The sequence below is a fragment of the Streptomyces sp. NPDC001532 genome (genome assembly GCF_040298625.1).
Taxonomy (GTDB): Bacteria; Actinomycetota; Actinomycetes; order Streptomycetales; family Streptomycetaceae; genus Streptomyces.
Window position 1 is genome coordinate 1 of the sequence record NZ_JBEPAL010000026.1, and the last position, 25,070, is coordinate 25,070.

General features: G+C 71.4%; 24 protein-coding genes. 15 read left to right on the forward strand and 9 right to left on the reverse strand.

Going from position 1 to position 25,070, the window contains the following annotated elements; genetic code table 11:
* On the reverse strand, nt 1-373 hold a 373-nt coding region (locus ABT232_RS23075), incomplete at its 3' end, for an aminotransferase class III-fold pyridoxal phosphate-dependent enzyme (protein WP_351842839.1).
* A 395-nt stretch (nt 374-768) separates the two neighbouring features.
* On the opposite strand from ABT232_RS23075, the gene ABT232_RS23080 reads away from it, so the two are divergent.
* The 7 genes from ABT232_RS23080 (at nt 769) to ectA (ending at nt 5,850) form a co-directional block, all read left to right on the forward strand.
* On the forward strand, nt 769-2,052 hold the full coding sequence (locus ABT232_RS23080) for a type III PLP-dependent enzyme (protein WP_351843025.1): 1,284 nt from the start codon (nt 769-771) through the stop codon (nt 2,050-2,052).
* Nucleotides 2,049-2,447, forward strand: a complete 399-nt coding sequence (acpS, locus tag ABT232_RS23085; RefSeq protein ID WP_351842841.1) for a holo-ACP synthase — start codon at nt 2,049-2,051, stop codon at nt 2,445-2,447. The genes ABT232_RS23080 and acpS overlap by 4 nt, the downstream gene beginning before the upstream one ends.
* A gap of 160 nt (nt 2,448-2,607) precedes the next feature.
* Nucleotides 2,608-3,075, forward strand: a complete 468-nt coding sequence (locus tag ABT232_RS23090; RefSeq protein WP_351842843.1) for a 3-aminobutyryl-CoA ammonia lyase — start codon at nt 2,608-2,610, stop codon at nt 3,073-3,075.
* Nucleotides 3,075-4,574 (forward strand): class I adenylate-forming enzyme family protein, encoded by a 1,500-nt coding sequence (locus ABT232_RS23095; RefSeq protein WP_351842845.1) that lies wholly within the window; start codon nt 3,075-3,077, stop codon nt 4,572-4,574. The genes ABT232_RS23090 and ABT232_RS23095 overlap by 1 nt, the downstream gene beginning before the upstream one ends.
* Nucleotides 4,575-4,594: 20 nt before the next feature.
* Nucleotides 4,595-4,864, forward strand: a complete 270-nt coding sequence (locus ABT232_RS23100) for an acyl carrier protein (protein ID WP_351842847.1) — start codon at nt 4,595-4,597, stop codon at nt 4,862-4,864.
* Nucleotides 4,865-4,903: 39 nt separating this feature from the next.
* Nucleotides 4,904-5,308: an ectoine synthase gene (locus ABT232_RS23105; RefSeq protein WP_351842849.1), complete on the forward strand. Its 405-nt coding sequence runs from the start codon at nt 4,904-4,906 to the stop codon at nt 5,306-5,308.
* The gene (gene ectA, locus ABT232_RS23110) at nt 5,305-5,850 is read left to right on the forward strand and encodes a diaminobutyrate acetyltransferase (RefSeq protein WP_351842851.1); all 546 of its coding nucleotides are present in this window, start codon (nt 5,305-5,307) and stop codon (nt 5,848-5,850) included. The genes ABT232_RS23105 and ectA overlap by 4 nt, the downstream gene beginning before the upstream one ends.
* Before the next feature lie 40 nt (nt 5,851-5,890).
* On the opposite strand, the gene ABT232_RS23115 is transcribed toward ectA, so the two are convergent.
* On the reverse strand, nt 5,891-6,901 hold the full coding sequence (locus ABT232_RS23115) for a GlxA family transcriptional regulator (protein ID WP_351842853.1): 1,011 nt from the start codon (nt 6,899-6,901) through the stop codon (nt 5,891-5,893).
* A 71-nt stretch (nt 6,902-6,972) separates the two neighbouring features.
* Here ABT232_RS23115 and ABT232_RS23120 point away from each other — a divergent pair, with 71 nt between their 5' ends.
* Nucleotides 6,973-8,286 carry an MFS transporter gene (locus tag ABT232_RS23120; RefSeq protein WP_351842855.1) on the forward strand — a complete coding sequence of 438 codons (1,314 nt, stop codon included), beginning with the start codon at nt 6,973-6,975 and terminating at the stop codon, nt 8,284-8,286.
* A 108-nt stretch (nt 8,287-8,394) separates the two neighbouring features.
* On the opposite strand, the gene ABT232_RS23125 is transcribed toward ABT232_RS23120, so the two are convergent.
* Nucleotides 8,395-11,016 carry a family 78 glycoside hydrolase catalytic domain gene (locus ABT232_RS23125; protein WP_351842857.1) on the reverse strand — a complete coding sequence of 874 codons (2,622 nt, stop codon included), beginning with the start codon at nt 11,014-11,016 and terminating at the stop codon, nt 8,395-8,397.
* A 165-nt stretch (nt 11,017-11,181) separates the two neighbouring features.
* On the opposite strand from ABT232_RS23125, the gene ABT232_RS23130 reads away from it, so the two are divergent.
* Complete coding sequence (locus ABT232_RS23130; RefSeq protein WP_351842859.1) at nt 11,182-11,814, forward strand: TetR/AcrR family transcriptional regulator; 633 nt, start codon at nt 11,182-11,184, stop codon at nt 11,812-11,814.
* A 35-nt stretch (nt 11,815-11,849) separates the two neighbouring features.
* Here ABT232_RS23130 and ABT232_RS23135 read toward each other — a convergent pair whose 3' ends face one another.
* The gene (locus tag ABT232_RS23135) at nt 11,850-13,319 is read right to left on the reverse strand and encodes an MFS transporter (protein ID WP_351842860.1); all 1,470 of its coding nucleotides are present in this window, start codon (nt 13,317-13,319) and stop codon (nt 11,850-11,852) included.
* 330 nt (nt 13,320-13,649) lie between these two features.
* Between ABT232_RS23135 and ABT232_RS23140 the strand changes: the two genes are divergently transcribed.
* Nucleotides 13,650-14,693: a LacI family DNA-binding transcriptional regulator gene (locus ABT232_RS23140; protein ID WP_351842862.1), complete on the forward strand. Its 1,044-nt coding sequence runs from the start codon at nt 13,650-13,652 to the stop codon at nt 14,691-14,693.
* Nucleotides 14,694-14,709: 16 nt separating this feature from the next.
* On the opposite strand, the gene ABT232_RS23145 is transcribed toward ABT232_RS23140, so the two are convergent.
* Together ABT232_RS23145 and proP are read right to left on the reverse strand one after the other, a co-directional pair.
* Nucleotides 14,710-15,906 (reverse strand): cytochrome P450 family protein, encoded by a 1,197-nt coding sequence (locus ABT232_RS23145; RefSeq protein WP_351842863.1) that lies wholly within the window; start codon nt 15,904-15,906, stop codon nt 14,710-14,712.
* A gap of 187 nt (nt 15,907-16,093) precedes the next feature.
* Nucleotides 16,094-17,593: a glycine betaine/L-proline transporter ProP gene (proP, locus tag ABT232_RS23150; protein WP_351842864.1), complete on the reverse strand. Its 1,500-nt coding sequence runs from the start codon at nt 17,591-17,593 to the stop codon at nt 16,094-16,096.
* A gap of 257 nt (nt 17,594-17,850) precedes the next feature.
* Here proP and ABT232_RS23155 point away from each other — a divergent pair, with 257 nt between their 5' ends.
* The 4 genes from ABT232_RS23155 (at nt 17,851) to ABT232_RS23170 (ending at nt 21,670) form a co-directional block, all read left to right on the forward strand.
* Nucleotides 17,851-18,357 (forward strand): SigE family RNA polymerase sigma factor, encoded by a 507-nt coding sequence (locus ABT232_RS23155; RefSeq protein WP_351842866.1) that lies wholly within the window; start codon nt 17,851-17,853, stop codon nt 18,355-18,357.
* Between the two features lie 11 nt (nt 18,358-18,368).
* Nucleotides 18,369-18,917: a cellulase gene (locus ABT232_RS23160; RefSeq protein ID WP_351842868.1), complete on the forward strand. Its 549-nt coding sequence runs from the start codon at nt 18,369-18,371 to the stop codon at nt 18,915-18,917.
* Nucleotides 18,918-19,088: 171 nt separating this feature from the next.
* The gene (locus tag ABT232_RS23165) at nt 19,089-20,390 is read left to right on the forward strand and encodes a bifunctional glycosyltransferase family 2/GtrA family protein (RefSeq protein WP_351842870.1); all 1,302 of its coding nucleotides are present in this window, start codon (nt 19,089-19,091) and stop codon (nt 20,388-20,390) included.
* The gene (locus ABT232_RS23170; protein ID WP_351842872.1) at nt 20,387-21,670 is read left to right on the forward strand and encodes a putative hexosyltransferase; all 1,284 of its coding nucleotides are present in this window, start codon (nt 20,387-20,389) and stop codon (nt 21,668-21,670) included. Before ABT232_RS23165 ends, ABT232_RS23170 begins: the two co-directional genes overlap by 4 nt.
* A gap of 244 nt (nt 21,671-21,914) precedes the next feature.
* On the opposite strand, the gene ABT232_RS23175 is transcribed toward ABT232_RS23170, so the two are convergent.
* The 3 genes from ABT232_RS23175 to ABT232_RS23185 form a co-directional block, all read right to left on the reverse strand.
* On the reverse strand, nt 21,915-22,709 hold the full coding sequence (locus tag ABT232_RS23175) for an SDR family NAD(P)-dependent oxidoreductase (protein ID WP_351842874.1): 795 nt from the start codon (nt 22,707-22,709) through the stop codon (nt 21,915-21,917).
* Between the two features lie 115 nt (nt 22,710-22,824).
* Complete coding sequence (locus ABT232_RS23180) at nt 22,825-23,394, reverse strand: MSMEG_1061 family FMN-dependent PPOX-type flavoprotein (RefSeq protein WP_351842876.1); 570 nt, start codon at nt 23,392-23,394, stop codon at nt 22,825-22,827.
* An 80-nt stretch (nt 23,395-23,474) separates the two neighbouring features.
* Complete coding sequence (locus ABT232_RS23185; RefSeq protein WP_351842878.1) at nt 23,475-24,650, reverse strand: spore photoproduct lyase family protein; 1,176 nt, start codon at nt 24,648-24,650, stop codon at nt 23,475-23,477.
* A 168-nt stretch (nt 24,651-24,818) separates the two neighbouring features.
* On the opposite strand from ABT232_RS23185, the gene ABT232_RS23190 reads away from it, so the two are divergent.
* The gene (locus tag ABT232_RS23190; protein ID WP_351842880.1) at nt 24,819-24,995 is read left to right on the forward strand and encodes a hypothetical protein; all 177 of its coding nucleotides are present in this window, start codon (nt 24,819-24,821) and stop codon (nt 24,993-24,995) included.
* Nucleotides 24,996-25,070: the final 75 nt, after the last annotated feature.

The following is a 25,070-nucleotide window of genomic DNA, read 5'->3' on the forward strand; positions in this document are numbered from 1 at the left end:
TCAGCGCCGACTCCACCGCGTTGGTGCCGGTCGGGCCCGGGAACATCACCTTGTAGGGCAGGTCCCGCGGGCGCAGCACCAGGTCCTGGAAGGTCCGCAGGAAGGACCGCTTGGCCGTGGTCGACATGTCCAGGCCGTGCGTGACCCCGTCGCGCTCCAGATAGTCCAGCAGCGCCCGTTTCAGCACGGGGTTGTTGTGGCCGTAGTTCAGCGACCCGGCACCCGCGAAGAAGTCCAGGTACTCATGGCCGTCCTCGTCGTACATACGGCTGCCGCGCGCCCGGTCGAAGACCGTGGGCCAGCCGCGGCAGTAGCTGCGCACCTCGGACTCCACGGTCGCGAACACGCTCAGGTCGGGCTGGGTGATGGTCATCCTTACTCCTGATCCTGATCAGCGGTGGGCTCGGCGGACGGGGAGTGTGCGGCCGCACGATCTCCCCATGGACACGTATACGCGGCGACCGACACAACCCGGCCAGGGATCACTCACTTCCAGTCACCATCCGATCCGTTTACGTAGCATGGATGACCGGTTTGCCTGGAATGCGTGAGACGGGCGTTGGCCGCCGATATGTCGGCACTCCCCCAGTGGTGTAGGTCACACCCCCGCGCGAAAGGGGCATACCGAAGGGGCCCATGGGAATCCATGGGCCCCTTCCCATTCCAGCGCACCCAAGAGATGGCTGATTCCCCGGGGCCGCATGTGACTCATCCTCGTGGCGTCACCTACGGTCGTGGCGACGGGTGACCGAGAGCGCGGAGGTTCATTTGTCCAAGCCGACAGCACACGTCCAGGGAATACCAGTCACCGAATTGACGGAAAGGTTCGGAACCCCTTTATTCGTCTACGACACACAGGTTCTGGCAAAGACTTTCCAGAATCTCTCCGCCGTCCTGCCGGACGGCGTGGACGTCCTGTACTCACTCAAAGCCAACCCGAACATCAGCGTCTGTTCCTTCCTGGGCAGGCAAGGAGCCGGCGCCGAGGTCTCCTCGCGCACCGAACTCATCACCGCTCTGCGGGCCGGTGTCGACGCGGCGGACATCATCTTCCTCGGCCCGGGGAAGACCAGGACCGATCTGGAGGCCTGCGTCGCGGCCGGCATCTACGCCGTCGTCTGCGAGTCCACGGCGGAACTCCGCCTCCTGGACGAGGTGGTGGCCGACCGGGGAGCCGGCCGGTTCCCGGCGATGCTGCGGGTCAACCCCAGCTTCCACAGCAAGGGATCCGGGCTGTCCATGGGCGGCAAACCCCGGCAGTTCGGAGTGGACGAGAAGGAGGTCCGGGACGCCGGCGACCTCATCCGCTCCCTGGAGCACATCAAGGTCAAGGGATTCCACGCGTACATGGGAACCCGTTTCCTCGACCACCAGGACGTCGTGGAGAACACCCGCAGCATTCTCGCCATGGCGGAGGAACTGGCGGCCGGACTGCCCATGGAACTCTCCGTGGTGGATTTCGGCGGCGGCCTCGGTGTCCCCTACTTCGAGAACGAATCGGAGATCGACACAGCGGAACTCGGCAGGAGCATCCGAGGACCGGTCGAGGAATTCCGTGCGCGCCATCCGGACTGCCGGATCATCATGGAGCTGGGCCGATTCCTGACCGCCGACGCGGGCACCTATGTCACACGAGCGCTGTACGTGAAGGAATCGATGGGCGAGACGTTCGTCGTGGCCGACGGCGGCACCAACCATCACATGGCGGCGGTGGGCATCGGGAGCTTCGTCAAGCGGAACTTCCCCGTCGTGCATCTGGGACGGCCCGAAGCACCGCCCGCGCACACCTACACCGTCACCGGCCCGCTGTGCACCCCGAACGACACCTTGGTGAAGAAGGCCCGCCTTCCCGAGGTGCGCCCCGGTGACCTGCTCGGGATCGAGCGGTCCGGAGCCTACGGCCCGACCGCCTCGCCCGGCCTCTTCCTCAGCCACGGCCACCCGGCGGAGGTGCTCGTGCACGGCGGAAAGGCCTGGCTCGTACGGGAGCGGGACACACCGGAGGAGATGCTGGCCCGTCAGCGGCTGGCCGAGTTCGAGGACGTGCTGTGACGCCCTGCCGGTGCCCCGAGGGCGTGGGCCTGGACATCGTCGGCCGCGACGAGCTGAAGGGTCTTGTGACGCGCCGCTGGTTCCTGCGGTACTGCTACGCGCCGGAGGAGATCGAGCAGGCCCGAGGGCTGCGGAAGGAGCGGCGCCTCGAGTATCTGGCCGGACGCTTCGCGGCGAAGGAAGCGGTCCTCAAGGCGCTGGGCAGAGGGCTGCTCCAGGGCATCGCGCCACGCAGCATCCACATCAAGCGCGCCGCGGACGGATCCCCGCGGGTCGAACTGCGCGACGAGGCCGCGAAGGCGGCACCTCACTCGTCCGTGCTGGTGTCGATCACCCACAAGGGAACCGCGGTCGCCGCGGTGGCCGTGCTCACGCATTCCGGCACGCACGCATGACGACCTGGACCGCGTGACGACCGAGCCCGCACGACGACTCAGGCCGCATGACATTTCAGACCGCACGACACCCCGGACCGCACGACAACCGCGACCGCACGACAACCGCGACCGCGACCGCGACCGCACGACAACAACGGAGACGAGGACGGAGATCCGCATGACTTCCCTTGATGCCGGCACGGAGACACTGACGGCCTTGCTGCGCGTCAGAATCGGTCAGGAGGAGGCCCATTACGGGGGCGGACTCGTCGACGGGGCCCGGATCCTGCGGATGTTCGGCGACCTCGTCACCGAGATCACCATCCGTGGCGACGGAGACGAGGGGCTGCTCGCCGAGTACTCCGACATCCGCTTCACGGCACCGGTCAGTCCGGGCGACTACATCGAGGCCACCGCCCGGCTCACCCGGAGCACCAGGCTGCGCCGCTTCGTCGCCCTGGAGGCCCGCAAGGTGATCGCCTCCTCCGACGCGAGTCCCAGCGCGGCCCAGGTGCTCGACGAACCCGTCGTGGTCTGCACGGCGAACGCCGTCACCGTCGTACCCAAACCGCCGAAGTCCGCATCCCCCGGCCGCTCTTCGCGAGCCGGCGAGACCCCCGCCGTCGCACTGACAGGAGGCCGATAGTGCCCGAGCCGCACGCGCTGCACGCCCTGCTCGACGACGCGGCCGCAGCCCACCGAGACCGCTGTGCGCTGCGCACGGACACGGACGCCATCACCTACGACGAACTGGCCGAGGCCTCCCGCCGCGCCGCACATCTGCTGAGGGCGCAGGGCGTCGGGCGCGGTGACCGGGTCGTCGTCTCCTCGCCCGACGCGATCACCGTCGCCGTGACCGTGCACGCGGTCTCCCGGGCGGGTGCCATGTTCAGCGTGCTGCACGAGCACGTCCGCGACCGGCCGCTGGAACATGTGCTCCGCGACTGCGAGCCCGCCGCGATCGTGACCGACGACCCCGAGGTCTCCGCCACCGCGCGGGCCCACGGAGTGCGTGTGCTGTCCTCCGGGCAGCTGCGCCGGGCGCCGGCACCGGACGGTGCCGGGGCCCGCCTGCCCGAACCGCTCGGAGTGGACGGCGCCTGCCTGATCTACACCTCGGGCACCACGTCGCTGCCCAAGGCGGTGGTCAGCACCCACCAGCAGATGCTGTTCGCCGCCCGCGCCATCCAGGACTGCCTGGGCTACCGCGGTGACGACGTCGTCTACAGTCCGCTGCCGCTCTCCTTCGACTACGGCCTCTACCAGCTGTTCCTGACCTTCCTGGCCGGCGCCGAACTGCGCGTGGGCAGCATCGCCGAGGTCGGGCCGCCGCTGCTGCGGGCCCTGCGGGACAGCGGGGCCACCGTGCTCGCCTCCGTGCCCTCCGTCTCCGACCGGCTGGCCTGGCTGGTGCGCCGGGCGAAGAACAAGCCGAGGCTGCGTCTGCTGACCAACACCGGTGCCGCCCTGTCCGAGGGGACCATCGCCGCGCTGCGCGAGGCGATGCCCACGCTGTCCGTGCAGCTGATGTACGGCCTCACGGAGTGCAAGCGAGCCACCATCATGCCGCCGGACGGAGACCTGCTGCGGCCCGGCTCGTCCGGGCGGGCGCTGCCCGGCACCGAGGTGTTCACCGTCGACGACGACGGCAGGCGCCTGCCGGCCGGCGAGGTCGGTCAGTTCGTCGTACGCGGCCCGCATGTCATGGCCGGGTACTGGCGGCGGCCGGAGATGACCGCGGAGCGCTTCCACCGGCACGCGGGGCTCTTCCCGCAACTGCGCACCGGCGACTACGGCTGGATGGACGAAGAGGGCTACCTCTACTTCTCCGGGCGCCGCGACGACCTGTACAAGGAGCGTGGCTTCCGGGTCAGCGCCACCGAGGTCGAGGCCGCCGCGCGCCGCGTCGAGGGCGTCACCTCGGCAGCCGTGCTGCCGCCCGGCTCCAGGACCGGTGCCCAGGCGGTCCTGGCCGCGGTGACCGACCTGGACGGAGCCGAGGTCCTGGCCCGGATGCGAGGGCTGATCGAGGACTACAAGATCCCGCGCCGCTGCGTGCCCGTGGCGGAGCTGCCCACCAACAACAACGGCAAGGTCGACCGGCAGGCCCTGACCAGCCGGATTCTCGACCCCGCGAACGCGTGAACGGAAAGGACCGCACGACCATGAGCGTCAACCGCACCGATGTGACCACCGCGATGGAAACCGCCCTGACGAGCGTCCTGGACCGGCCGGTGACCGGCCTCACCGGGGAGACCCGGCTCTTCGACGACCTCCACCTGGACTCGACCACCATGCTGGAGATGCTGATGGAGCTGGAGGACTCGCTGGGCCTGGAGGTCGACCCCGAGGAACTCGAAGCCGACGACTTCGAGACCGTGGACACCTTCACCGACTTCGCCCTCACCCAGCTCGACACCCGCGACGCGGCCTGAACGAACGTCAGACGTCACTGCGAGACCGAGGAGCCAACCATGATCGTGCGCTCGTTCAAGGACATCGAGGGCACCGACCGCCACGTCAAGTCCCGTTCCGGGACGTGGGAGAGCAAGCGCATCGTCCTCGCCCGCGAGGGCGTCGGGTTCTCCCTGCACGAGACCACCGTCTACGCCGGCACCGAGACGACGATGTGGTACGCCAACCACATCGAGGCCGTGCTGTGCGTCGAGGGCGAGACCGAACTGACCGACGAGGAGACCGGCGAGAAGCACCACATCACACCCGGGACCATGTACCTGCTGAACGGGCACGAGAGGCACACACTGCGCCCCAAGGTCGACTCCCGCTTCGTCTGCGTGTTCAACCCGCCGGTGACCGGCCGCGAGGACCACGACGAGAACGGTGTGTACCCGCTGCTCACCGAGGAGGCCACCGCATGACGGCGCCCGCCAAGACCGCCGAGCCCGCCAAGTCCGCCACCACCGACCGGGCCCGCCCGGAGTACCGCACCCCGCGCGTCGAGGACGCGCAGGCCATGTGGCAGATGGTCCACGAGTCGGACGAGCTGGACGACAACAGCCCGTACTACTACGCGCTGTGGTGTCGCGACTTCGCCGACACCTCACTCGTCGCCACCCTCCACGACGAGGTGGTCGGCTTCCTGACCGGTTACTTCCGCCCCGAGCGGCCCGACACGTATCTGGTGTGGCAGGAGGCCGCGAAGCCGAGGCACGGCGTCCCGATGCTCGGCGTGCAGCTCTTCGAGCGGGCCGCGGAGCGGGCCGTCGCGGGCGGCGCGCGCTACATCGAGGCGACCGTGTCCGCGGACAACAAGGCCATCATCATGGTGCTCAAGAAGTGCGCCAAGCGGTACCGCGCCCCGGTCCACACCGAGGTGCTCTTCCCCGCCGCGCTCTTCCCCGACGAGCACCACGACGAAGTGCTGTACCGGATCGGCCCCGTCGAGACCGCCGCCGGCTGAACCGCCCGGCCGTCCCCCGGACATCCCCGCGCGCGTGCCCTCACCCCGTCCCCCGGAAGGTGTTGCGGTACGCGCGCGGGGACACGCCCAGCTCCTCCCGGAAGTGCTGCCGCATCGCGGTCCCCGTCCCGAAGCCGGCCTCGGCCGCGATCCGGTCCACGGGCTCGTCGGTGCGCTCCAGCAGGCGCCGGGCGTACTGAAGGCGCTGGCGGCCGAGCCACCGCATCGGAGGGACCCCCGTCTCCTGGCGGAACCTGCGGGTCAGGGTGCGGACGCTCGTCGACGCCTGGCGTGCCAGGTCCTCGAGCGTGAGCGCCTCCCCCAGGTGCTCCATCGCCCACGCCCGGGCCGCCGCGGTGGGACTGCCGTCGGGTTCCGGCACCGGCCGCTCGATGTACTGGGCCTGACCGCCTTCGCGGTGCGGCGGCACGACGGTGCCGCGGGCGACCGTGTTGGCGACGTCGGCGCCGTGATCGCCGCGAATCATGTGGAGGCACAGATCGATCCCGGCGGCGACACCGGCGGAGGTCAGCACTCCCTGGTCGTCGGTGTACAGCACGTCGGGGTCGACGTCGATCTCCGGGTACAGCGCGGCCAGTTCGGCGCACGACTTCCAGTGCGTCGTGGCCCGTCGGCCCGCCAGCAGTCCGGCCGCCGCGAGGACGAAGGAGCCGGTGCAGATGGAGGCCAGCCGGGCCGTCGACGGCACCGACTCCAGGGCCGCGCACACCGCCGGGCTCACCTGCCCGCGCCGCTGCGGGCGGTAGTCCTCCACGGCGGCCGGCACGATCACGGTGTCCGCGTCCCGCAGTGCCGTCGGCCCCGTCGGCACGTTGACGGTGAAGTCCGCGTCCGTGGCGATCTCACCCGGCGTCGTGGCGCAGGTCACCACGGAGTACAGCGGTCTCCCGTCGGCGCCCGTCGCGGTCCCGAACAGGCGGTGCACGATGCCCAGTTCCATCGGCAGCAGCCCCGGACGCACCAGCACCACCACGCGATGCGCCGACCGACGCACCGTCCTGTGCTCCGTCTCGTCCCGCACTGAAGCCATGACCAGATTCTTTCACTACCTGTCCGAACGGCCAGTGGTTCTCGGCCGCCCGGTCACCGAAGGATGAAGACATGAGTGACACGATCGGCCACCTCGACAACAAACCCGGACACCGCGCCTGGTGGGTCGCGGCGGTCGCCGGACTGACGATCGTCATCGCCGGTGCCTTCTCCACCATGCCCGGCATCCTCCAGGAGCCGCTGCGCGACGAGTTCCACTGGTCACGCGGCTCGATCGGCCTGGCGGCCTCGGTCAACATGGTCCTGTACGGCCTCACCGCCCCCTACGCGGCCGCGCTGATGGACCGGTTCGGCATCCGCCGGGTCGTGCTCGCGGCTCTGGGCGCCGTCGCCGCGGGCGCCGTGCTCACCACCGTGATGAGCGCCGCATGGCAGTTCACGCTCTTCTGGGGCTTCCTCGTAGGGCTGGGCACCGGCTCGCTGTCGATGACCCTGGGCACCACCGTCACCAACCGCTGGTTCACCAGCCGCCGGGGCCTGGTCACCGGCATCCTCTCCTCCGGCAGCGTCCTCGGCCAGATGGTGTTCCTGCCCGCGCTGTCCTGGACGATCGACCACTACGACTGGCGTCCCGCCCTCGTCAGCCTCACCCTGGCCGCGCTGGCGGTGACCCCGCTGGTCCTCCTCGTGCTGCGGGACCACCCCGCCGACATCGGACAACGCCCCTACGGCAGCGACACCTTCGTCCCGCGGCCCGCGCCCGTGCCCGGTGCCGCCCGCCGGACGGTGACCGTGCTGCGCGGGGCCGCGCGCACCGTCCCCTTCTGGCTCCTCGCCGGCACCTTCGCCATCTGCGGGGCGTCCACCAACGGCATCATGTGGACGCACTTCGCGCCGGCCGCGCACGACCACGGCATGCCCGTCACCACCGCGTCCTCGCTGCTCGCGGTCATCGGCGTCTTCAACGTGGCCGGCACGATCGTCTCCGGCTGGCTCACCGACCGCATGGACGCCCGCCGCCTGCTCGCCGCCTACTTCTTCCTGCGCGGCCTGCTGCTCATCGCCCTCCCTCTGATCATGACGGCCGCCGTCGACCTGCCCATGGTCACCTTCGTCGTCCTGTTCGGCCTGCTCGACCTGGCGACCGTGCCCCCGGTGATCGCCCTGTGCCGGACCTTCTACGGCGAGGACAGCGCCATCGTCTTCGGCTGGACCAACGCCGCGCACCAGATCGGCGCCGCGCTGGCCTCCCTCCTCGGAGGCGTCGCCCGCGACACCTTCGGCACCTACGACCCGATCTGGCTGGCCCTGGGCGCCGCCTGCGCCACCGCCGCACTGCTGTCCCTGGCGATCCGCTCCCCCCGCCCGGCCCCCGCGGACGCCTGCGAGAAGCAGCCGGCCACGACCTCGGCCGGCCGCACGTGACGAGGGCATCGGGGGGAGGCGGGAGGCGGCCCTCACGGTGCCCGCCTCCCACCACCCGGCTCCCACCACCCTTCACCCGCCTGCCTTCTCGCCGCCCCGGCTACCGGCTCATCCGGCGGTCCCGGGACCGAGCGGCACGCCGTACCGATGCGACCCGCCCCGCACGAGGTGTACGGACCCGTCCGGGAGCCGGACCTCCGCCGTGGTGTCGGCGGGCACCGCCACTTCGAGGGTGAACTCGGCCGCCGTGCGGTCCCAGCGCACCCGGATCGGCCCCCGCACGGTGTCCAGCCGGGCCTCGGCCCAGGTCAGATCCCCGAGCACCTGCGGCGCGACGACGACCTTCCGGTAGGCGACATGGTCCGGGGAGCCGTCGGTGACCGGTCGGAGGCCGGCGACGTACCGGTGCAGGAAGCTCGCCACGGCGCCCTTGCTGTAGTGGTTGAGGGACGACGTCGGCAGTCCGTTCTCGTCCAGCGCCTCCCACTTCTCCCACAGCGTGGTGGCACCGGCGTCGAGCATGCCGAGCCAGGAGGGAACGCCCCGGCTGGTCAGGACGGCGTGGGCGAGTCCGGTGTAGCCGTGGTCGGCGAGTACGGGCAGCAGGTCGGCGGTGGAGAGGAATCCGGTGCCGAGCCGCCGCCCGCTTGCTTCCACCAGGTCGGCGAGGTGCCGGGCGGCGAGCGGGCGTTCGCGGTCGTCGAGGAGGCCGAAGGACAGGGCCCGTACGTAGGAGGCCTGCCGGTGCGGACGGACGCGGCCGTCGGCCGCGTCGAGGTATTCGTGCCGCCAGGCGGCGCGCACCCGTGCGGCGAGCGACCGGTACTCGCGCTCCTCGGCCCGGCGGCCGAGTACACCGGCCGCTCGCGACAGCAGCAGACTCGAGCGGTACAGGTAGGCGGTCGCGACGTCTCCGTGGTCGGCGTCCGGGTCGAGACCGAGTTCGGCGCCGGGCTCCAGCCACTCGCCGAAGTGGAATCCCGCGTCCCACAGGTACCGCTCGTGGTCGGCGGGGGCCCGGTCGGCCCGGCCGGGGTGGCGCAGCCGCGCCGCACGATCCCGGGCGAACTCGACCCAGGTGGTCATCGACGCGAACTGCTCGTCGAGGACGCGTCGGTCGCCGTAGAGGATCCACAGCCACCAGGGGACGATGACGGAGGCGTCGCCCCAGCCCGCGGAGCCTTCCGTGCGGGCGATGTTCCCGTCCAGCCGGGGCGAGGGGACGACGTTGGGCACGCGGCCGGTGACGGGGTCCTGGTCGGCGGCGAGGTCGGCGAGCCACTTCCTGCTGAAGCCCGCGACGTCGTAGAGGAAGGCCGCCGTGGGCAGGAAGACCTGCCAGTCGCCGGTGAAGCCCGAGCGCTCACGCTGCGGGCAGTCGGTCGGGATGTCGAGCGCGTTGCCGCGGAAGCTGCGGACGACCGCCTCGTGCAGCCGGTTCAGGTCGTCGTCGCTGCACGCGAAGTGCCCGGTCCGTTCCAGGTCGGTGTGGACCATGACGGCTTCGATGTCGGCCGGCGCCAGTGTGCCGACACCGTCGATCTGGACGTAGCGGAAACCCTTGCTGCTGTGCCGCGGTTCGAACCGGCCGCCGGTGCCGGTGCGGACGTGGTCCAGCTGGCCGGCGCTGGTGGGCCGGAAGGTGTCGAGGCTGAGGCCACGGAGGTTGTCGCGGTACACGCGGCCGTCGGCGTCGAGCCATTCGCCGTAGGCCAAGGTCGCCTCGGCGTGCTCCGGGAGGCGGACCCGCACCCAGCCGTTCAGGTTCTGCCCGAAGTCGACGACGACACCGTGCTCGTGCCGGTGGATCGCTCGGGGCCGCAGGGTCTCGACGGCGCGGTTGGCCGGCGCGAGGTAGCCGGTGAGGCGGTCGTCGGAGGCGAGACGACCGCCGACGACGACCGGCTCCCACGGCCCCGGTGTGGTGAGCCCGTGCCGCTCGCCCTCCATCAGGTCGGCGGTCGAGCCGGTACGGCGTACGCGCCAGGATGCGTCGGTGCCGACGGCGAGGACGCCGCCGTCCGGCTGCCGTACGGTCAGGTCCATCGCCACGGCCACGGACGTGCCGAAGTTGTCGGCCCGCCGCTCGAGCCCGTGCCGGCCGCGGAACCAGCCGTCGCTGACGCGCAGGGCGACGGTGTTGGCGCCCTCGCGGAGGGCGTCGGTGATGTCGTGGCGGGTCAGCTGAAGGCGGGAGTGGTACGAGGTGAATCCGGGGGTCAGTTCCCGGTCGCCGACGCGGGTGCCGTTGACGAACAGCTCGTAGACGCCCTCGGCGGTCACCCAGGCCACGGCCGGAGCCGCGGCGGGCAACCGGAACTCGGTCCGGAACTCGTACACGGGCCGGGTGCCGGGCTCCGGGACGACGGGTTCCGAGGGTCGCAGCCAGTGCCCGGCGAGCTCACCGGGATCGGGGAGCACCCCCCAGACGAGGGGTTCCGACCAGTCGCCGACCTCCCCTTCGGCGGTGCGGAGACGGACCTGGATCGAGGTGCGTTCGCCGGGCCGGAGCGGTGCGGCGGGCCAGGGCACGAGATGCCGTTCCTCGCTGTGCACCCAGTCGGTGAGCCGCGTGCCGACCCGCAGCTGGAACGCGCTCTGCCGGCCCGCGCCCTCCGGCAGCTGCCAGGACAGGCGGGGCCGGCGCTCCGAGGAGCTGTCGTTGCCCCTCAGATGCTCGGCGCGCAGTCGGACGGGGGACGTGGGGAATGACGTGGGGGATTCGGACAAGAGGTGACTCGCCAATCTTCCGGTGCTGCTGTTCTCGTCGTTCGGCTGACTTCTGGAGGCTGTCTTCTGGCAGGGCTGACTTCTGGTTGTTTCCTGCTTCTTGTTCCGGTCGAGGGGCCGGTCCGCCGCGGTCCGCCGGGCCGGGCACGACTACGGTGTACCTCCATGACCAGCAGCACCCGAGGCCCACGCGGCAGTTACTCCCGCGGCATCGCCCGCCGGCAGCAGATCGTGGAGGCGGCGGCACAGCGGTTCGCCGAGGACGGCTACCACAGCACCGCGCTCACCCGGATCGCCGAGGACGTGGGCATCACCGAGGGCGGACTGCTGCACCACTTCCCGAGCAAGAGGCAACTGCTGCTGGCGGTGATGGAGCACCGGTTCACCGCGGAGGCGCAGTGGTGGGCTCTGCTGCCGGACGACACGACCGGGCCCGACGTGCTGCGCGCCATGGTCGCCGCCACCGAACGCGCGCTCGCCGAGCCGGGCCTGATCCAGCTGTTCGTCCTGACCTCCGCCGAGGCCGCCGCTCCCACCAGTGCCGCCCACGCCCTCTTCTCCGAGCGGTACCAGCGGGCCGTGGACGAGATCGCCCGCCACTTCGAGCTCGGCGTCGAGAGGGGCACGGTGCGGCCGGACGCCGACTGCGTGGCGGTGGCCCGCGAATGCATCGCCGTCAGCGACGGCCTGCAACTCCAGTGGGTCATCTCCGAGGGCACCCTCGATCTCGTGGGCGCCGTCCGCCTGCACGCCGACCGCATCGCCCGCACCATCACCGCCGACGGCCAGGGACTGTGACGGCCGTCGGACGGTGACGGGAGGGAGCGGTGCGGTCACGGGGCGGGGGTGGCCTCGACGTCCTCCGGCTCCCGCGAGGCCGGGATGAACAGCGAGATCGCCAGCGCGAGGAGGGTCAGCAGCGCGCCGCTCCAGAAGACCCAGGCGTACCCCTGGTCCTGGTAGAAGGCAGTCCCGTCCATGACCGTGCTGTGCGCCGCCAGGACGGCGAAGGCGACGGCGTTGACGACGGCGCCGAAGAGGCTGAGCAGCATGTTGACCATCCCACTGCCCAGGCCCTGCTCGTGCGGTGCCACCACCCCGACGACGAGCACGGGAGCGCCGGCGACCACGATGCCGGCTCCGACGTTCGCCAGGCAGGAGGTCAGGACGAGTTCGAGCTCGTTGCCGTGGAAGAAGCCCATCAGCCCGTAGCCGGCCGCCATCAGCAGCAGCCCGGCCCACCACAGCGGTCGGACATCCCGTCCGCGCAGCAGCCGGCTCGCGGCGATGCCGGTGGCGAACATGACCAGGTTCCAGGTCACTCCCACCACGGCGTTGTGCTGCGCGGTCCATCCCAGTCCCGCGGAGACACCGGGGATGTGCGGATACAGCGCGAGCAGGATGGCCATGGCGGGCATCACGTAGGCGATGGCCTGGGACAGGCCTCCGACGATGACGACGACCGCGACCGGCCGCCGGCCGAGCACCTTCAGATCGAGGATCGGGTGCCGGCTGGAGCGCTCGACGAACAGGAACGCGACGAGAGCCGCCAGACCGCCGCCCAGCCAGGCGAGGGTGGCCGGGCTCCCCCAGCCCCAGCTCTGGCCCTCGCTGACCGCGAGGACGAGCGCGGTCAGGCCACCGCCCAGCGTGAGCCCGCCGAGCCAGTCGAAACCGGGGCGGGACTCGTGCCGGGGCGTCTGCGGCACCAGGAGCGCGACGAGGAGGAAGCTGACGGCGGTCGCGGCGGCGATGAACCACATGGCGCCCCGGTAGCCGTGGTGGTCGACCAGCCAGCCGGCCACGAAGGGCGCGGTGAGGCCGACCAGTCCGACGCTGCTGCCCAGGATGGCGCTGGCCGGCTTCACCAGCCGGGCGGGGAAGATGTCGCGGACGGCGGGGAAGGACAGGGCGGCGAACGGGCCGTAGCAGGCGGCTATGCCCCGGCCCACGAGCAGCAGCCAGAAGCTCCCGGCGGTGGCGGCGACGACGTCACCGATCACTCCGAGCCCGGTCATCGCCAGCATCAGCCGCTTCTTGCCGTACCGGTCGCCCAGCTTGATCACGAACGGCGTCAGCAGCATGGACACCAAGGTCACGACCAGCGTGAACCAGGCCACCTGCGTCGTACGGAAGCTCTGGGCGACGTCGGCCGTGACGTTGGCTCCGATGATCCCCACGGCGGCCAGCAACTGGGTCGGCCAGATCAGCGCGACCAGCACGCCGACCAGGCGCGCACTCCAGCCGGTGGCATCGCCCTGTCTCGATGCGGTGTGTGGGGCGCTTGCTGACGTCGATGTCATGCGGCCGTTCCTTTCACGGGATTCAGGGGAGTCAGGGGTCACGGGGCCACGGGCCACGCGGGCCACGCGGGCCCGAGGAGCCTCGGGAGCGTGCGCGGAGATGTCCGTAGCGCATCCGCCATCTGGCTGAAACGTTCCAACGCACTGGCACGATGATGAACGCGAATCCCGAGTGTCACTAGGTATTGGAGGTGTGACTCACGTCACTGGTGGCTGACGGGCCACTCGGCGGGCCACCTCAGGGCCGCCTCGCCGGTCAGGCCACTCACCACTCGTATGAAACGATTCAAAATCGACGTACACTCGCGCTCAGCAGGAAGGACGGGAGACATGGACCATGGCCACGGCACGCGCCACCGAGTCGGCATCAAGGACGTGGCACGCGAGGCCGGTGTCTCGCTGGGCACCGTCTCCAATGTGCTCAATCGCCCGGACATCGTGGCCGAATCCACGCGCACGCGGGTCCTGACCGTGATCGACGACCTGGGATACGTCCGGGCCGAGGGAGCCAGACCGTTGCGCGGGCTGGCCTCACGGGTGCTGGCCGTCATGGTGCTCGACCTGGACAACCCGTTCTTCACCGCGATGACCGCGGGCGTCGAGCAGGCCGCCGCCGAAGCCGACCTCGGTGTCATGGTGTGCGCCGGGGCCCGCGCCCCGGCCGAAGCGGCGCGCCACATGGCGCTGATGTCCTCGCACCAGATCCGCGGAGCCGTGCTGTCCTCGGGAGCCGGCGTGGGCAGGACCGTGTCGGCGTTCCGGCGGAACGCGGTCCCGTACGTCATGGCCGACCAGAACGCCCCCCAGCCCGCCGCCTGCTCGGTCGGCATCGACGACGTGGCGGGCGGCCACGCGGCCGTACGCCATCTGATCGAGCTGGGACACCGCTCCCTCGCCCACGTCAGCGGCCCGGACCGCCTGCAACAGGTCCGGGACCGCCACCGTGGGGCCCTCAGCGCCCTGACGTCGGCCGGTCTGTCCCCGGCCGCCCTGCGGGAGGTGCCCTGCGCCGACCTCACCCTCACCGCCGGCCGGGACGCCGGTCACCGCCTCCTCGCCCTGTCCCCGAGGCCGACAGCCGTCTTCTGCGCGAACGATCTGCTCGCCCTCGGGGTCATGCGGGCGCTGCACGAGGCCGGCCTGCGCATCCCCGACGACATCGCCCTGGTGGGCTACGACGACATCGATTTCGCCGCCTCAGCCGTCGTACCGCTCACCTCGGTGAGGCGGCCCGCCCGCGCGATGGGGCGGACGGCCGGGCAGCTGCTCATCGAGGAGACCGTCGCGGGGGCGTCGCAGGCGCACGAGCACGCGCATGTGCTGCTCCAGCCCGAGCTGATCGTGCGCCGCTCGACCACGGGAACCGCGACCTGACAAACCGGCCTCGGGGTCAGCGGGTGAAGCGCACGGGCAGGCTCCGCGGACCGCGGATCATCATGCCCGGGCGCCAGGTGATGGCCGCAGGGTGGATGTCGAGGGTCAGGTCGGCGCAGCGTTCCAGCAGGGTCCGGACGGCGATGCGTGCTTCGAGGCGGGCCAGTGGCGCGCCCAGGCAGTAGTGGATGCCGTGGCCGAAAGCCACATGGCCGCGGGCGTCGCGGGAGATGTCGAAGCGGTCGGGCGAGGGGAAGCGCGCGGGGTCGCGGTTGGCGTCGGCCATCGCGACGAGGACCAGTTCGCCGCCGCCGGGGACGACCGTGTCGCCGATCGTCCCCGGGTCGACGGTGAACCGGTAGGTGGGGGTCTCGACGGGGCCTTCGTAGCGCAGCATCTCCTCGACGGCGTTGTCGATGAGGGAGGGGTCCGACCGCAGGGCCGCCAGTTGCTCGGGGTGGGTGAGCAGGGCGAGGACGCCGTTGGAGATGAGGTTGACGGTGGTCTCGTGGCCGGCGACGAGCAACAGCCAGGCCATGCCGATGAGTTCCTCCCGGGACAGCCGGTCGCCGTCGTCGGCCGAGCCGTGCATCAGCGCGCTCAGGAGGTCGTCGCCGGGGTGCTGCCGTTTGTCCTCCACCAACTCCGTCATGTAGCGCGCCATCGCGGCCGCGGCGGCCTTGCGGTTCTCGGGCTCGGTGGCGCCGAGGGCATCGTTGGACCAGGTGCGGAAGGACTCCCGGTCCAGGTCGGGGACGCCGAGGAGTTCGCAGATCACGGAGATGGGCAGTGGGAAGGACAGCGCCTCGACGAGGTCGGCGCGGCCGTCGGGGGCGGCGAGCATCCGGTCCAGGAGCGCGTCGGTGGTCTTCTGGACGCGCGGCGCGAGTTCCTCCACGCGGCGTGCGGTGAACTCGCGGGCCACCAGCTTGCGCAGACGAGTGTGGTCCGGCGGGTCGGACCTGAGCATGTGGGGACCGGAGGAGACGGCGCCCAGCGGCAGTTCGGGCGAGGCCCTGCTCCAGTCCTTGGTGAGCCGGGAGTCGGCCAGTGCCGCCCGTCCGGCTTCGTAGCCGACGACCAGCCAGGCACGCGCGCCGCCTTCCGGCATCCGGATGCGGTGCACCGGCCCTTGGGCCCGCAGGCGGGCGTACACGGGGTAGGGGTCTCGGGTGAAGGACTCACCGAGCGCGGCCAGGTCGACGACGTCCATGGGCTACCACCTCACTGGGCTGGATTCGCGGCTGCGGACATCGTGCTCCCTCGCCGTCCCGGTCGGCGAAGGGCAGGACCGGTGTGATCAGGCCAAGTTGGGCGCGGGTACGGCCCAGTGGACGCGGATCGCCCCGTACCGAGGGAGGTACGGGGCGATCCGCGTGGAACAGGGTGCGGCGGGCTCGTCAGAACCTGGGGCCGGGTGACTGGGCCTGGACGAGTTCGGCGGCCTCCTGCTCGGTCTCCACGGAGGGCGGGGAGCCGGCCAGCGGCTTGTTGGCGGTCTCCTTCATGCACAGGACGGCGACGACGCCGACGACCGCGGCGGCGGTGGCGTAGTAGGCCGGCATCAGGTTGGTGTCGAAGGCGCTGATCAGCGCGGTGATCACCAGAGGGGTCGTGCCGCCGAAGATCGAGGTGGCGAGGTTGTAGGAGACGGAGAGGGAGCCGTAGCGGACCTGGGTGGGGAAGATCGCCGGGAGTGCCGACGACATCGTGCCGAGCAGGGGCACCAGGGAGAGGCCCAGCAGGAGCAGGCCCACGGTGATGAGGACGACGTCGTCCTGCCGGATCAGGAGGAAGGACGGCACGGAGAGGAAGAGGAAGCCGAGCATGCCGGACATCAGCAGCGGCTTGCGTCCGAAACGGTCCGAGAGACGTCCGACCTGGGTGATCACGCACATCTGAAGGATCATCACGATGAGCAGGATCAGCAGACCGTGCGTGGTGCCGTAGCCGAGTTCGTCGGACAGGTACGTCGGCATGTACGAGAGCAGCATGTAGTCGCAGGTGTTGTACGCCGCGACCAGCGCGACGCACAGCAGCAGCGGCCGCCAGTGGCGGGTGAAGATCCTGCCGAGGCCGACGGCGGCCGAGGCCTCCATGGCGTCGGCGGCCTCGGCCGTCTTGACCGTGCCGCCCTCAAGCTTCTGGAAGGCGGGTGTCTCCTCCAGCCTGAGCCGCAGATAGAGGCCGATCAGACCGAGCGGGGCGGCGACCAGGAACGGTACGCGCCAGCCCCAGTCGAGCATCTGCTGCTCGCTGAGGACGCTGGTGAGGATGACGACGAGGCCGGAGGCGCCGATGTAGCCGGCGAGGGTGCCGAACTCCAGGAAGCTGCCGAAGAAGCCGCGGCGCTTGTCGGGCGCGTACTCCGCGATGAACGTGGAGGCGCCCCCGTACTCACCGCCGGTGGAGAAGCCCTGCACCATCCGGAAGAAGATCAGCAGGGCCGGCGCCCACAGGCCGATGGCGGAGTGCGGAGGGATGACACCGATGGCGAAGGTGCCCACCGCCATCATGATCATGGTGATGGAGAGGATGCGCTTGCGGCCGAGTTTGTCGCCGAGCGGTCCGAACACCATGCCGCCGACAGGGCGTACGAGGAAGGCCACCGCGAAGGTGGCGAAGGAGCTGAGCAGTTGGGCGGTGTCGTTGCCCGAGGGGAAGAAGACCTTCCCGATGGTGGCCGCGAGATAGCTGTAGATGCCGAAGTCGTACCACTCCATCGCGTTGCCGAGGGCGGCGGCCTTGGTGGCCCGCTTGACCGCCGCTTCGTCGGTCACGGTGATGTCGCTGCGGCGCAGCTTCGGGTTGCGTCGTTTCTCCATCGCGCGGAACAGCACCCGGTGGCGTCTGACCGCGGCGGGGTCCACCACCGACTCGTCGTTGTCGATCGCCGCCATGACGGTGTTCCTTTCGCCGGTCGTATTACCAGGCGAACACCTGCGCAGTTCTCGCCGACTCAAACGAACTCCTTCGCTCCGCTTCCGGTCGGCTACCCGCCGTGACGGTCAAGTCGGAATCTCTCGGGGCGAGTTCGGTCGTTCACGGCGGGCGGTGCGACCGCGTGAGGTGGATCACATGTGCGGGGTGCAGCGTCCGCCGGGGTCCAGCGTCTTTACCAGGACGTAGGGGTTCATGAGACGGCGGGACGGTGAGGATGGAGCGGTTTCCGGCAGACAGCTTCGACGAGTTCGTGGCTGCCCGGTGGTCGGCCTTGCTGCACGTCGCACGACTGCTCACCGGGGGCGACCGGCAGCGGGCCGAGGACCTGGTGCAGGAGTCCTTGGTCAAGCTGTGGTTCGCCTGGCCCAAGGTCGCCGATCAGGCACCTGAGGCGTACGTCCGCCAGGTCCTCGTGCGGATGGCCGCGCGGTCGGCCCGGCGGCGGTGGTGGGGCGAGCGCCCCGTCGAGCAGCTGCCCGACCGGGCCGAGCCCGGTGATGTGTCGTCCGCCGTCGCCGAACGGTCGCGGCTGGAGGCGGCACTGGCGCTGCTGACGCCGAGACAGCGGATCGCGGTCGTGCTCCGCTACTACGAGGATCTGCCCGAGTCCCAGGTGGCTCAGGCGCTGGGCTGCCCGGTGGGCACCGCGCGCTCGCACGCCTCCCGCGGCGTCGCCCGGCTGCGGCAGATCCTGTCCGACACCGTCAGGACCGTGGGGTGAAGGGAGACGCCATGGACGACTTCGAGCGGGAGTTGGCGCACCTGATGCGCGACACCCAGCAGCCCGCCTCCTTCGAGCCCCGGCACCGGCAGCGGCTGCGGCAGGGCATCCGGGCCCGGCACCGAGCCCGGATGCTGTGGCGGGTCGGCGGTTCCGCCGTCGCGGCGGCCGGTCTGAGCGTCGCGCTCGCGATGCTCCCCGGCACGCTCACCCGGAGCCAGCCCGCCGACCCCCGGCCGCGGCCGGCGATCAGCCCTCAGCCCGCGCCCACCACGCAGCCCGCCGACCGGTCCCCCGACCCGAGCGCGAGCTCGTCCGCTCCCCCGTCGACCACCCCGCCGGCGACCACGAGCAGCGGTGCGACGCCCGAGGGGACGACGCCACCGGCCACCGCCGGGTCCTCGGCGACCTCCGAGGCGACCTCCAGGGCGACGGCCACCGCGAGCCGGACGGCCGCGGCCCCACCCGCGACCACGACCCCGACCACGACCCCGACGGCCTCCGAGCACGTCGAGGAGCCGACCCCCTCGGTCAGCGTCGACGCCGAGGCGACCGGCTAGGCACCGGCCGGACCCGTCACGGCCCTGGGGCCGCCCTCCCTCCCTTCCCCCCTTCACCCCTGCCTTCACTCCGCCCGTGAGCGCCCCACCGCCCGGGCCCGGCAACCCGTCACCGACCGAACGTGGGCGCCCTCGGCATGCCTTGGGCGGGAAAGAGACTGTGAACCAGCCATGAGAACCCTGAGGCGGTCGGCCCGCACCGCCCACCCGACAGCGCAGTCCCCGGCGCCGCCCTTGGCCGCGCTGCCGCGCCGCGCACCGCTGCCCACGCACCATCCGGACCCCCTTCTGGACGTGGTCGTCCCGGTGTTCAACGAGGAGGACGACCTGGAGCCGTGCGTCCGGCGCCTACACGCCCATCTCGTGGAAACCTTTCCGTACTCCTTCCGCATCACCATCGCGGACAACGCCAGCACCGACCGGACCCCGCGGATCGCCGCCCGGCTGGTCGCGGAACTGCCCGACACCGAGTGGATCCGGCTGGCGGAGAAGGGGCGCGGGCGGGCCCTGCACGCCGCCTGGTCGCGCTCCACCGCACCGGTGCTGGCCTATCTGGACGTGGACCTGTCCACCGACCTCGCGGCCCTGCTGCCCCTGGTCGCGCCGCTCGTCTCGGGCCACTCGGACATCGCCATCGGCACCCGGCTGGCACGCGGCTCGCGCGTGGTGCGGGGGCCCAAGCGGGAGTTCATCTCCCGCGGCTACAACACCCTGCTGCGCGGCACGCTCGCCGTCAGGTTCTCCGACGCGCAGTGCGGCTTCAAGGCGGTACGGCGGGACGTGGCCGAGCGGCTGCTGCCCCTGGTGGAGGACCAGGCGTGGTTCTTCGACACCGAGTTGCTGGTGATCGCCGAGCGCGCCGGGCTGCGGATCCACGAGGTGCCGGTGGACTGGGTGGACGATCCCGACAGCCGGGTGCGGATCCTGTCCACGGCACTGGCCGATCTGCGGGGCATAGCCCGGCTCGGGCGGGCCCTGGCCGGCGGCCGGCTGCCGCTGAGCGCGCTGCACCGCGGCGAGGACCTCGACGGCGGCCCCGAGCTGCCGCCCGGCCTGCTCCCGCAGGTGCTCCGCTTCGCCGCCGTCGGCGTCGCCAGCACCCTCTTCCATCTGCTGCTGTACAGCGCGCTCCGGCCGGTGGCCGGGGCCCAGGCCGCCAACGCGCTCGCCCTGCTGGCCGGCACGCTCGCCAACACCGCCGCCAACCGCCGCCTCACCTTCGGCATCCGGGGCCGGTCCGGTGCCGTGCGCCACCACCTCAAGGGCCTGACCACCTTCCTGTTCGGGCTGGCCCTCACCAGCGGTTCGCTCGCCCTGCTGCACCACCTCGCACCCACGCACGGACGGCGGGTCGAGCTGGCCGTGCTGATCGCCGCCAACCTGGCCGCGACGCTGCTGCGCTTCCTGCTCCTGCGGGCCTGGGTCTTCCCCGCCCGCCACCACTCCCGTACGACAGGACCGACGACCTCATGACCACCGCCCCCGCACCGGCACCCGTACCCGCGGCCGGCCCGGTCCCCGCCGCCGACGACCTGTCCGGCCGGCTCCACCATCCCCCGGACCTGCGCCGGCGCCTGCGCCGCGCCGTCGCGCGGCACGGTCCGGTGCTCGCGACCTACGGCGTGCTGAAGCTGATGGGCTTCGCCGTCTTCCTGTACCTGCTGGACTCGGCGGGCGACTTCCGCGAGAAGCATCCGCGGTTCGGCGGCGGGGCGCACGTCTGGGACGTGCTCGGCAGCTGGGACGGCTGGTGGTACCAGCAGATCGTCCTGCACGGTTACGACCCCGCGCTCGAACCGGTCCCCGGTGCCACCGGACTGATCACGCTCCAGGGCAACTCGGCGGCGTTCTTCCCGCTGTACCCGGCGCTGATGCGGCTGGTGTCCGAGTGCACCGGCCTCGGCCCGTTCGGGGCGGGTCTCACCGTCTCGGTCCTGACGTCCTTCGTGGCGGCGCTGGGCGTCCACGCGGTCACCGCCCGGCTCGCCGGGCACCGGGCCGGGCTGATCGCGGTCGGTCTGTGGGCGGTCTGGCCCGGCTCGGGGGCCGAGTGGTCGGTGTACTCCGAGTCCCTCTACGTGGCCCTCGCCGCCTGGGCCTGCTACGCCGTGATGACCCGCCGCTGGCTCACCGCCGGGATCCTGACCTTCACGGCCGGGCTCAGCCGGCCCACCGCCGTGGCGCTGATCGCCGCCCTGACCGTCGCCGCGCTGCTCGCCGTGCGCCGCCGCCAGGACGGGGTGGGCCGCCCGCTCGTCGCGGTGGCGATCTCACCGCTGGGCCTGTTCGGCTACCTCGCCTGGGTCGGCCACCGCATGGACGACTGGAACGGCTACTCCAAGCTCCAGGACGGCGCCTGGGCCCACAAGTTCGACTACGGCCGGCACACCGTCGACGTGCTCACCTCGGTGCCGGTGGGCCACTTCGACTACCTCTTCGCGATGCCGTTCCCGGATCTGATCGGGGTGGGCGTGGTGCTGCTGGTACCGGTGCTGACCGTGCTGCTGCTGCAACTGCGGCCGCCCGCGGTCCTCGTCGTCTACACGGTCGTCTCCTTCACCATGGTGATGGGCACCCAGCAGTACTTCGCCAACGTCTCGCGCTATCTGCTCCCGCTCTTCCCGCTCTTCGTCCCCGTCGCGGTCGGCCTGCGCCGGCTCACCCGGCCGTCACTGGTCACCCTGCTGGGCGTGGCTGCGCTGGCCTCCGGGTCGTACGCGGGGTACGCGCTGTTCGAGCTGGGCGTGCCCTAGGCGGCACCGGGCGCCCGCTCGGTCCGCGCGGTGGGTCCGGCCGGTGGGGCCCACCGGTCATCCTGCCGATCCCGTCGCACGGGCGGGTCCGCGGCCCGGCCGGCGCAGGCGCCGGCGCCGTCGGCGAGGGCCACGACTCGATCTGCGGGCCGTACCACGCGGCCCGCTTCTTCGGTCTGGGCGGCTGAGCGGCCGAAGCGACCGGCCGACGGGACGCGTGGCCGCCAGGGTGCCACGAGCCGGCTCACGGAAGGATCGAGTCGACGTACCCGCCGTCGACCCGAAGCGCTCCCCCGGTCGTGGCCGAGGCCTGATCGGAGCTGAGGTAGACGACCATGTGGGCGATCTCCTCCGGCTCGATCAGCCGCTGGAGCAGGGACTGCGGGCGGTGCTCGCGCATGAACGCGCGCTGCGCCTCGTCCCAGGGCAGGTCACGGTCGACGAGTTCGTACACGAAGTCCTCGACGCCGCCGGTGTGCGTGGGCCCGGCGATGACGGAGTTCACCGTCACTCCGGTCCCCGCCGCCCGCTTGGCGAAGCCGCGGCTGACCGCGAGCAGGGCCGTCTTGGACATCCCGTAGTGGATCATCTCGGCGGGGATGACGACCGCCGAGTCGCTGGCGATGTACTGGACGCGCCCCCAGCCGCGTTCGACCATGCCCGGCAGGTAGAGCCGGGTGAGCCGTACCGCGGCGAGGACGTTCACCTCGAAGTAGCGCCGCCACTCGGCGTCGGTGATCTCCAGCGGGTCGGCGGCGCCGAAGACACCGAGGTTGTTGACGAGGATGTCCACCCGCGGCAGCACCTCGGCGACCCGGGCCGCGCCTTCGTCGCTCGTGATGTCGGCGGCCACGGGCACCAGCTCGGCACCGGGAGCCTTCGCGCCCAGCGACTCGACGCTGTCGGCCAGCCGCCGCTCGTCACGGCCGTTGACGCCGACGCGGGCCCCGGCCCGTGCGAGGGCCACGGCGATGGCCGCGCCGATGCCCTGGGTGGAGCCGGTGACCAGTGCGGTGCGTCCTGTGAGGTCGATGTGCATGGACGGGCGGGTTCCCTTCGTGCGCGGGTGGATGCCACGGTCCGCCAAGTGTGGCGGCCGGGCCCGCGCGACGTGTGAAGGCGCGAGGGTGAGCGGCGTTCCGGCCCCGCTCGGGTCAGCTCGCCCCCGCCTGCCCGAGCCGGGGCTTCCACAGCCCGGAGCGGTTCAGGGACTGCGGGCAGTGCAGGTAGATCCCGTCGATGTCCAGGACCAGGGCGAGGCCGGGACGGTGGCCGTCGCGGGCCAGCGCGTCGAAGAAGGGCGCGTCGGTGAGGATGCGGGCCCGCCCGTTGACGCGCAGCACCTGCTTGCTGCCGGGGATCAGGTAGAGCAGGCCGGCGTGCGGGTTGTCGAGGATGTTGTGGAAGCTGTCGCCGCGCCGGTTGCCGGGCCGGTCCGGCAGGGCGAGGGTGCCGCGGTCGAGGACGTGGGTGAAGCCGGGGGCGTCGCCGCGCGGTGAGACGTCGCAGTTGCCGCTCGCGTCGGCGGTGGCCAGCAGACAGAAGGGCGAGCGGGCCAGGATGTCCAGGTCCTCGTCGGTGAGCCGGTCGTGGACCTTGTCGATCACGATGGGCCACGGTTCGCCCAGCAGCTCGCGCAGTTCGGCGCGGGAGCCGAGTTCGACCCAGCCCTCGCCGGTGTGGCGGCCCGGCCGCTCGTCGGCGGTGTCGATCGTGTGCGGCAAGGCCGGCTCCCGTGGTGTGTGCGTCCGCTGGTTGGTTGCACACTGAACCATATCCGAGAGTTAGGGTGCCCTTACCCGGCTCAGAAGGCGTACCGGACGCGCAGCCACGGCGCGTGCCGGCGGATCAGGGACCGCAGCGCCTCAACCGCCTCCGCCTTGACCCCGTTGCCGTAGCGGACGTTGAGCGCGCCGTTCTCGGAGCGCTTGGCCTGCTGGAGGTCCGGCCGCCACAGGACCTCCTCGGCGCGGGGATGCCACCGGAGGTTCACCTCGTGCAGCTCCTGGTTGTGCGTGAGCATGATGACCTCGGCGGCGGCCTGTTCCTTCACCCGGGACGGCAGGACGTCGTCGAGATGCCTCAGCAACTCCGCCCAGGCGTCCTGCCAGCCGGGACGGACGACCACCGGGGAGAGGTTGAAGTGCACCTCGTAACCGGCGTCCAGGAAGTCCGCCGCGGCGGCGATCCGCTCGGCGACGGGTGACGTGCGGATGTCCAGCAGCCGCGAGTCGTCCGGCGGCATCAGCGAGAACCGGATCCGGGTCCGGCCGCGCGGGTCGAGGGTGAGCAGGTCGGGGTTGACGAACTTGGTGGCGAAGGACGCCTTCGCGGTGGGCCACTGCCGGAAGGCGTGGACGAAGTCCGCGGTGTTGTCGCAGATCAGGGCGTCCACCGAGCAGTCGCCGTTCTCGCCGATGTCGTACACCCACGCCTCGGCGTCGCACTGGTTGGGCTCGGTCTTGGGTCCCTGCCGGGCGATGTGCCGGGCGACATGGGCGAGGATCCGGTCGATGTTGGTGAAGACGGTGATCGGGTTGGCGTATCCCTTGCGCCGCGGCACGTAGCAGTAGGCGCAGGCCATGGCGCAGCCGTTGGAGGGGCCGGGGGCGATCCAGTCGGCGGAGCGGCCGTTGGGACGGGTGGCGAGCGTCTTCTTCTCGCCGAGGACCAGCGTCTCGCCCTTCACCCGGACCCAGCGCTCGACGTTGCCCTCGTTGCCGTGCAGGCCGGGGATGCGCCAGTGGGAGTCGACCGTGACGACCTCCGCCTCGGGGAAGCGGGCGATGATCTGCCGGCCGCGCGGGGAGGCGGCGGCCGCGGGTTCGGCGTAGATCTGGCGTACGCGCAGCAGGCGGCGGGCCGTGTCCGAGTCACGGAAGGACGGGCCCGAGCCGGCCGGGGTCGGCTCCGGGCCGAGGGCGTCGAGGCCGAACAGCGCGCCGGAGTCGTCGTCCGGGGTGGTGGACGAGTGGTGCATGAGCGCTCCGGTGCGGAAGGTGCGGGGAGGTGCCGGGAGGCACGGGAGGAGATCCCGTCCCTCCACTGTACGAGCCGGACGGCACGGGCCCCGTGTTCACGGTCCCCGCGGGGGCATACGGCCAGACACGGCAAGCAACAGCCGATCCGAATCCCAAGGAGGCACACCGTGCTGGCCATCATCGCTGCGGTCCTGTTTTTCATATCCTTCCTGATCAATGCCGCGGACATCTCGACCAACGACGTCTTCACCTCGACCAACTTCATGCTGATCGGCCTCGCCCTGCTCGCCCTGCACGTCGCGGGGATCGGCAGCGGCTGGGCTGCTCGGGGCCGTCGCCGCTGACGGCGGACGCGCGAGCGGCGGACGCGCGAGCGGCGGACGCGCGGGCGGTGGCGGTCAGGGGCGCGAGCACGGCCG

Excerpts from the sequence above, each read along its gene's own strand:
- ABT232_RS23115 (WP_351842853.1), bottom strand. The coding sequence starts at position 6,901 with ATGGCTTCAGTGCGGGACGAGACGGAGCACAGGACGGTGCGTCGGTCG.
- ABT232_RS23145 (WP_351842863.1), bottom strand. The coding sequence starts at position 15,906 with ATGGACGTCGTCGACCTGGCCGCGCTCGGTGAGTCCTTCACCCGAGAC.
- ABT232_RS23135 (WP_351842860.1), bottom strand. The coding sequence starts at position 13,319 with ATGACATCGACGTCAGCAAGCGCCCCACACACCGCATCGAGACAGGGC.
- ABT232_RS23120 (WP_351842855.1), top strand. The coding sequence starts at position 6,973 with ATGAGTGACACGATCGGCCACCTCGACAACAAACCCGGACACCGCGCC.
- ABT232_RS23175 (WP_351842874.1), bottom strand. The coding sequence starts at position 22,709 with ATGCACATCGACCTCACAGGACGCACCGCACTGGTCACCGGCTCCACC.
- ABT232_RS23140 (WP_351842862.1), top strand. The coding sequence starts at position 13,650 with ATGGACCATGGCCACGGCACGCGCCACCGAGTCGGCATCAAGGACGTG.
- ABT232_RS23130 (WP_351842859.1), top strand. The coding sequence starts at position 11,182 with ATGACCAGCAGCACCCGAGGCCCACGCGGCAGTTACTCCCGCGGCATC.
- ABT232_RS23090 (WP_351842843.1), top strand. The coding sequence starts at position 2,608 with ATGACTTCCCTTGATGCCGGCACGGAGACACTGACGGCCTTGCTGCGC.
- ABT232_RS23185 (WP_351842878.1), bottom strand. The coding sequence starts at position 24,650 with ATGCACCACTCGTCCACCACCCCGGACGACGACTCCGGCGCGCTGTTC.
- ABT232_RS23105 (WP_351842849.1), top strand. The coding sequence starts at position 4,904 with ATGATCGTGCGCTCGTTCAAGGACATCGAGGGCACCGACCGCCACGTC.
- ABT232_RS23170 (WP_351842872.1), top strand. The coding sequence starts at position 20,387 with ATGACCACCGCCCCCGCACCGGCACCCGTACCCGCGGCCGGCCCGGTC.
- proP (WP_351842864.1), bottom strand. The coding sequence starts at position 17,593 with ATGGCGGCGATCGACAACGACGAGTCGGTGGTGGACCCCGCCGCGGTC.
- ABT232_RS23100 (WP_351842847.1), top strand. The coding sequence starts at position 4,595 with ATGAGCGTCAACCGCACCGATGTGACCACCGCGATGGAAACCGCCCTG.
- ABT232_RS23160 (WP_351842868.1), top strand. The coding sequence starts at position 18,369 with ATGGACGACTTCGAGCGGGAGTTGGCGCACCTGATGCGCGACACCCAG.
- ectA (WP_351842851.1), top strand. The coding sequence starts at position 5,305 with ATGACGGCGCCCGCCAAGACCGCCGAGCCCGCCAAGTCCGCCACCACC.
- ABT232_RS23165 (WP_351842870.1), top strand. The coding sequence starts at position 19,089 with ATGAGAACCCTGAGGCGGTCGGCCCGCACCGCCCACCCGACAGCGCAG.
- ABT232_RS23155 (WP_351842866.1), top strand. The coding sequence starts at position 17,851 with ATGGAGCGGTTTCCGGCAGACAGCTTCGACGAGTTCGTGGCTGCCCGG.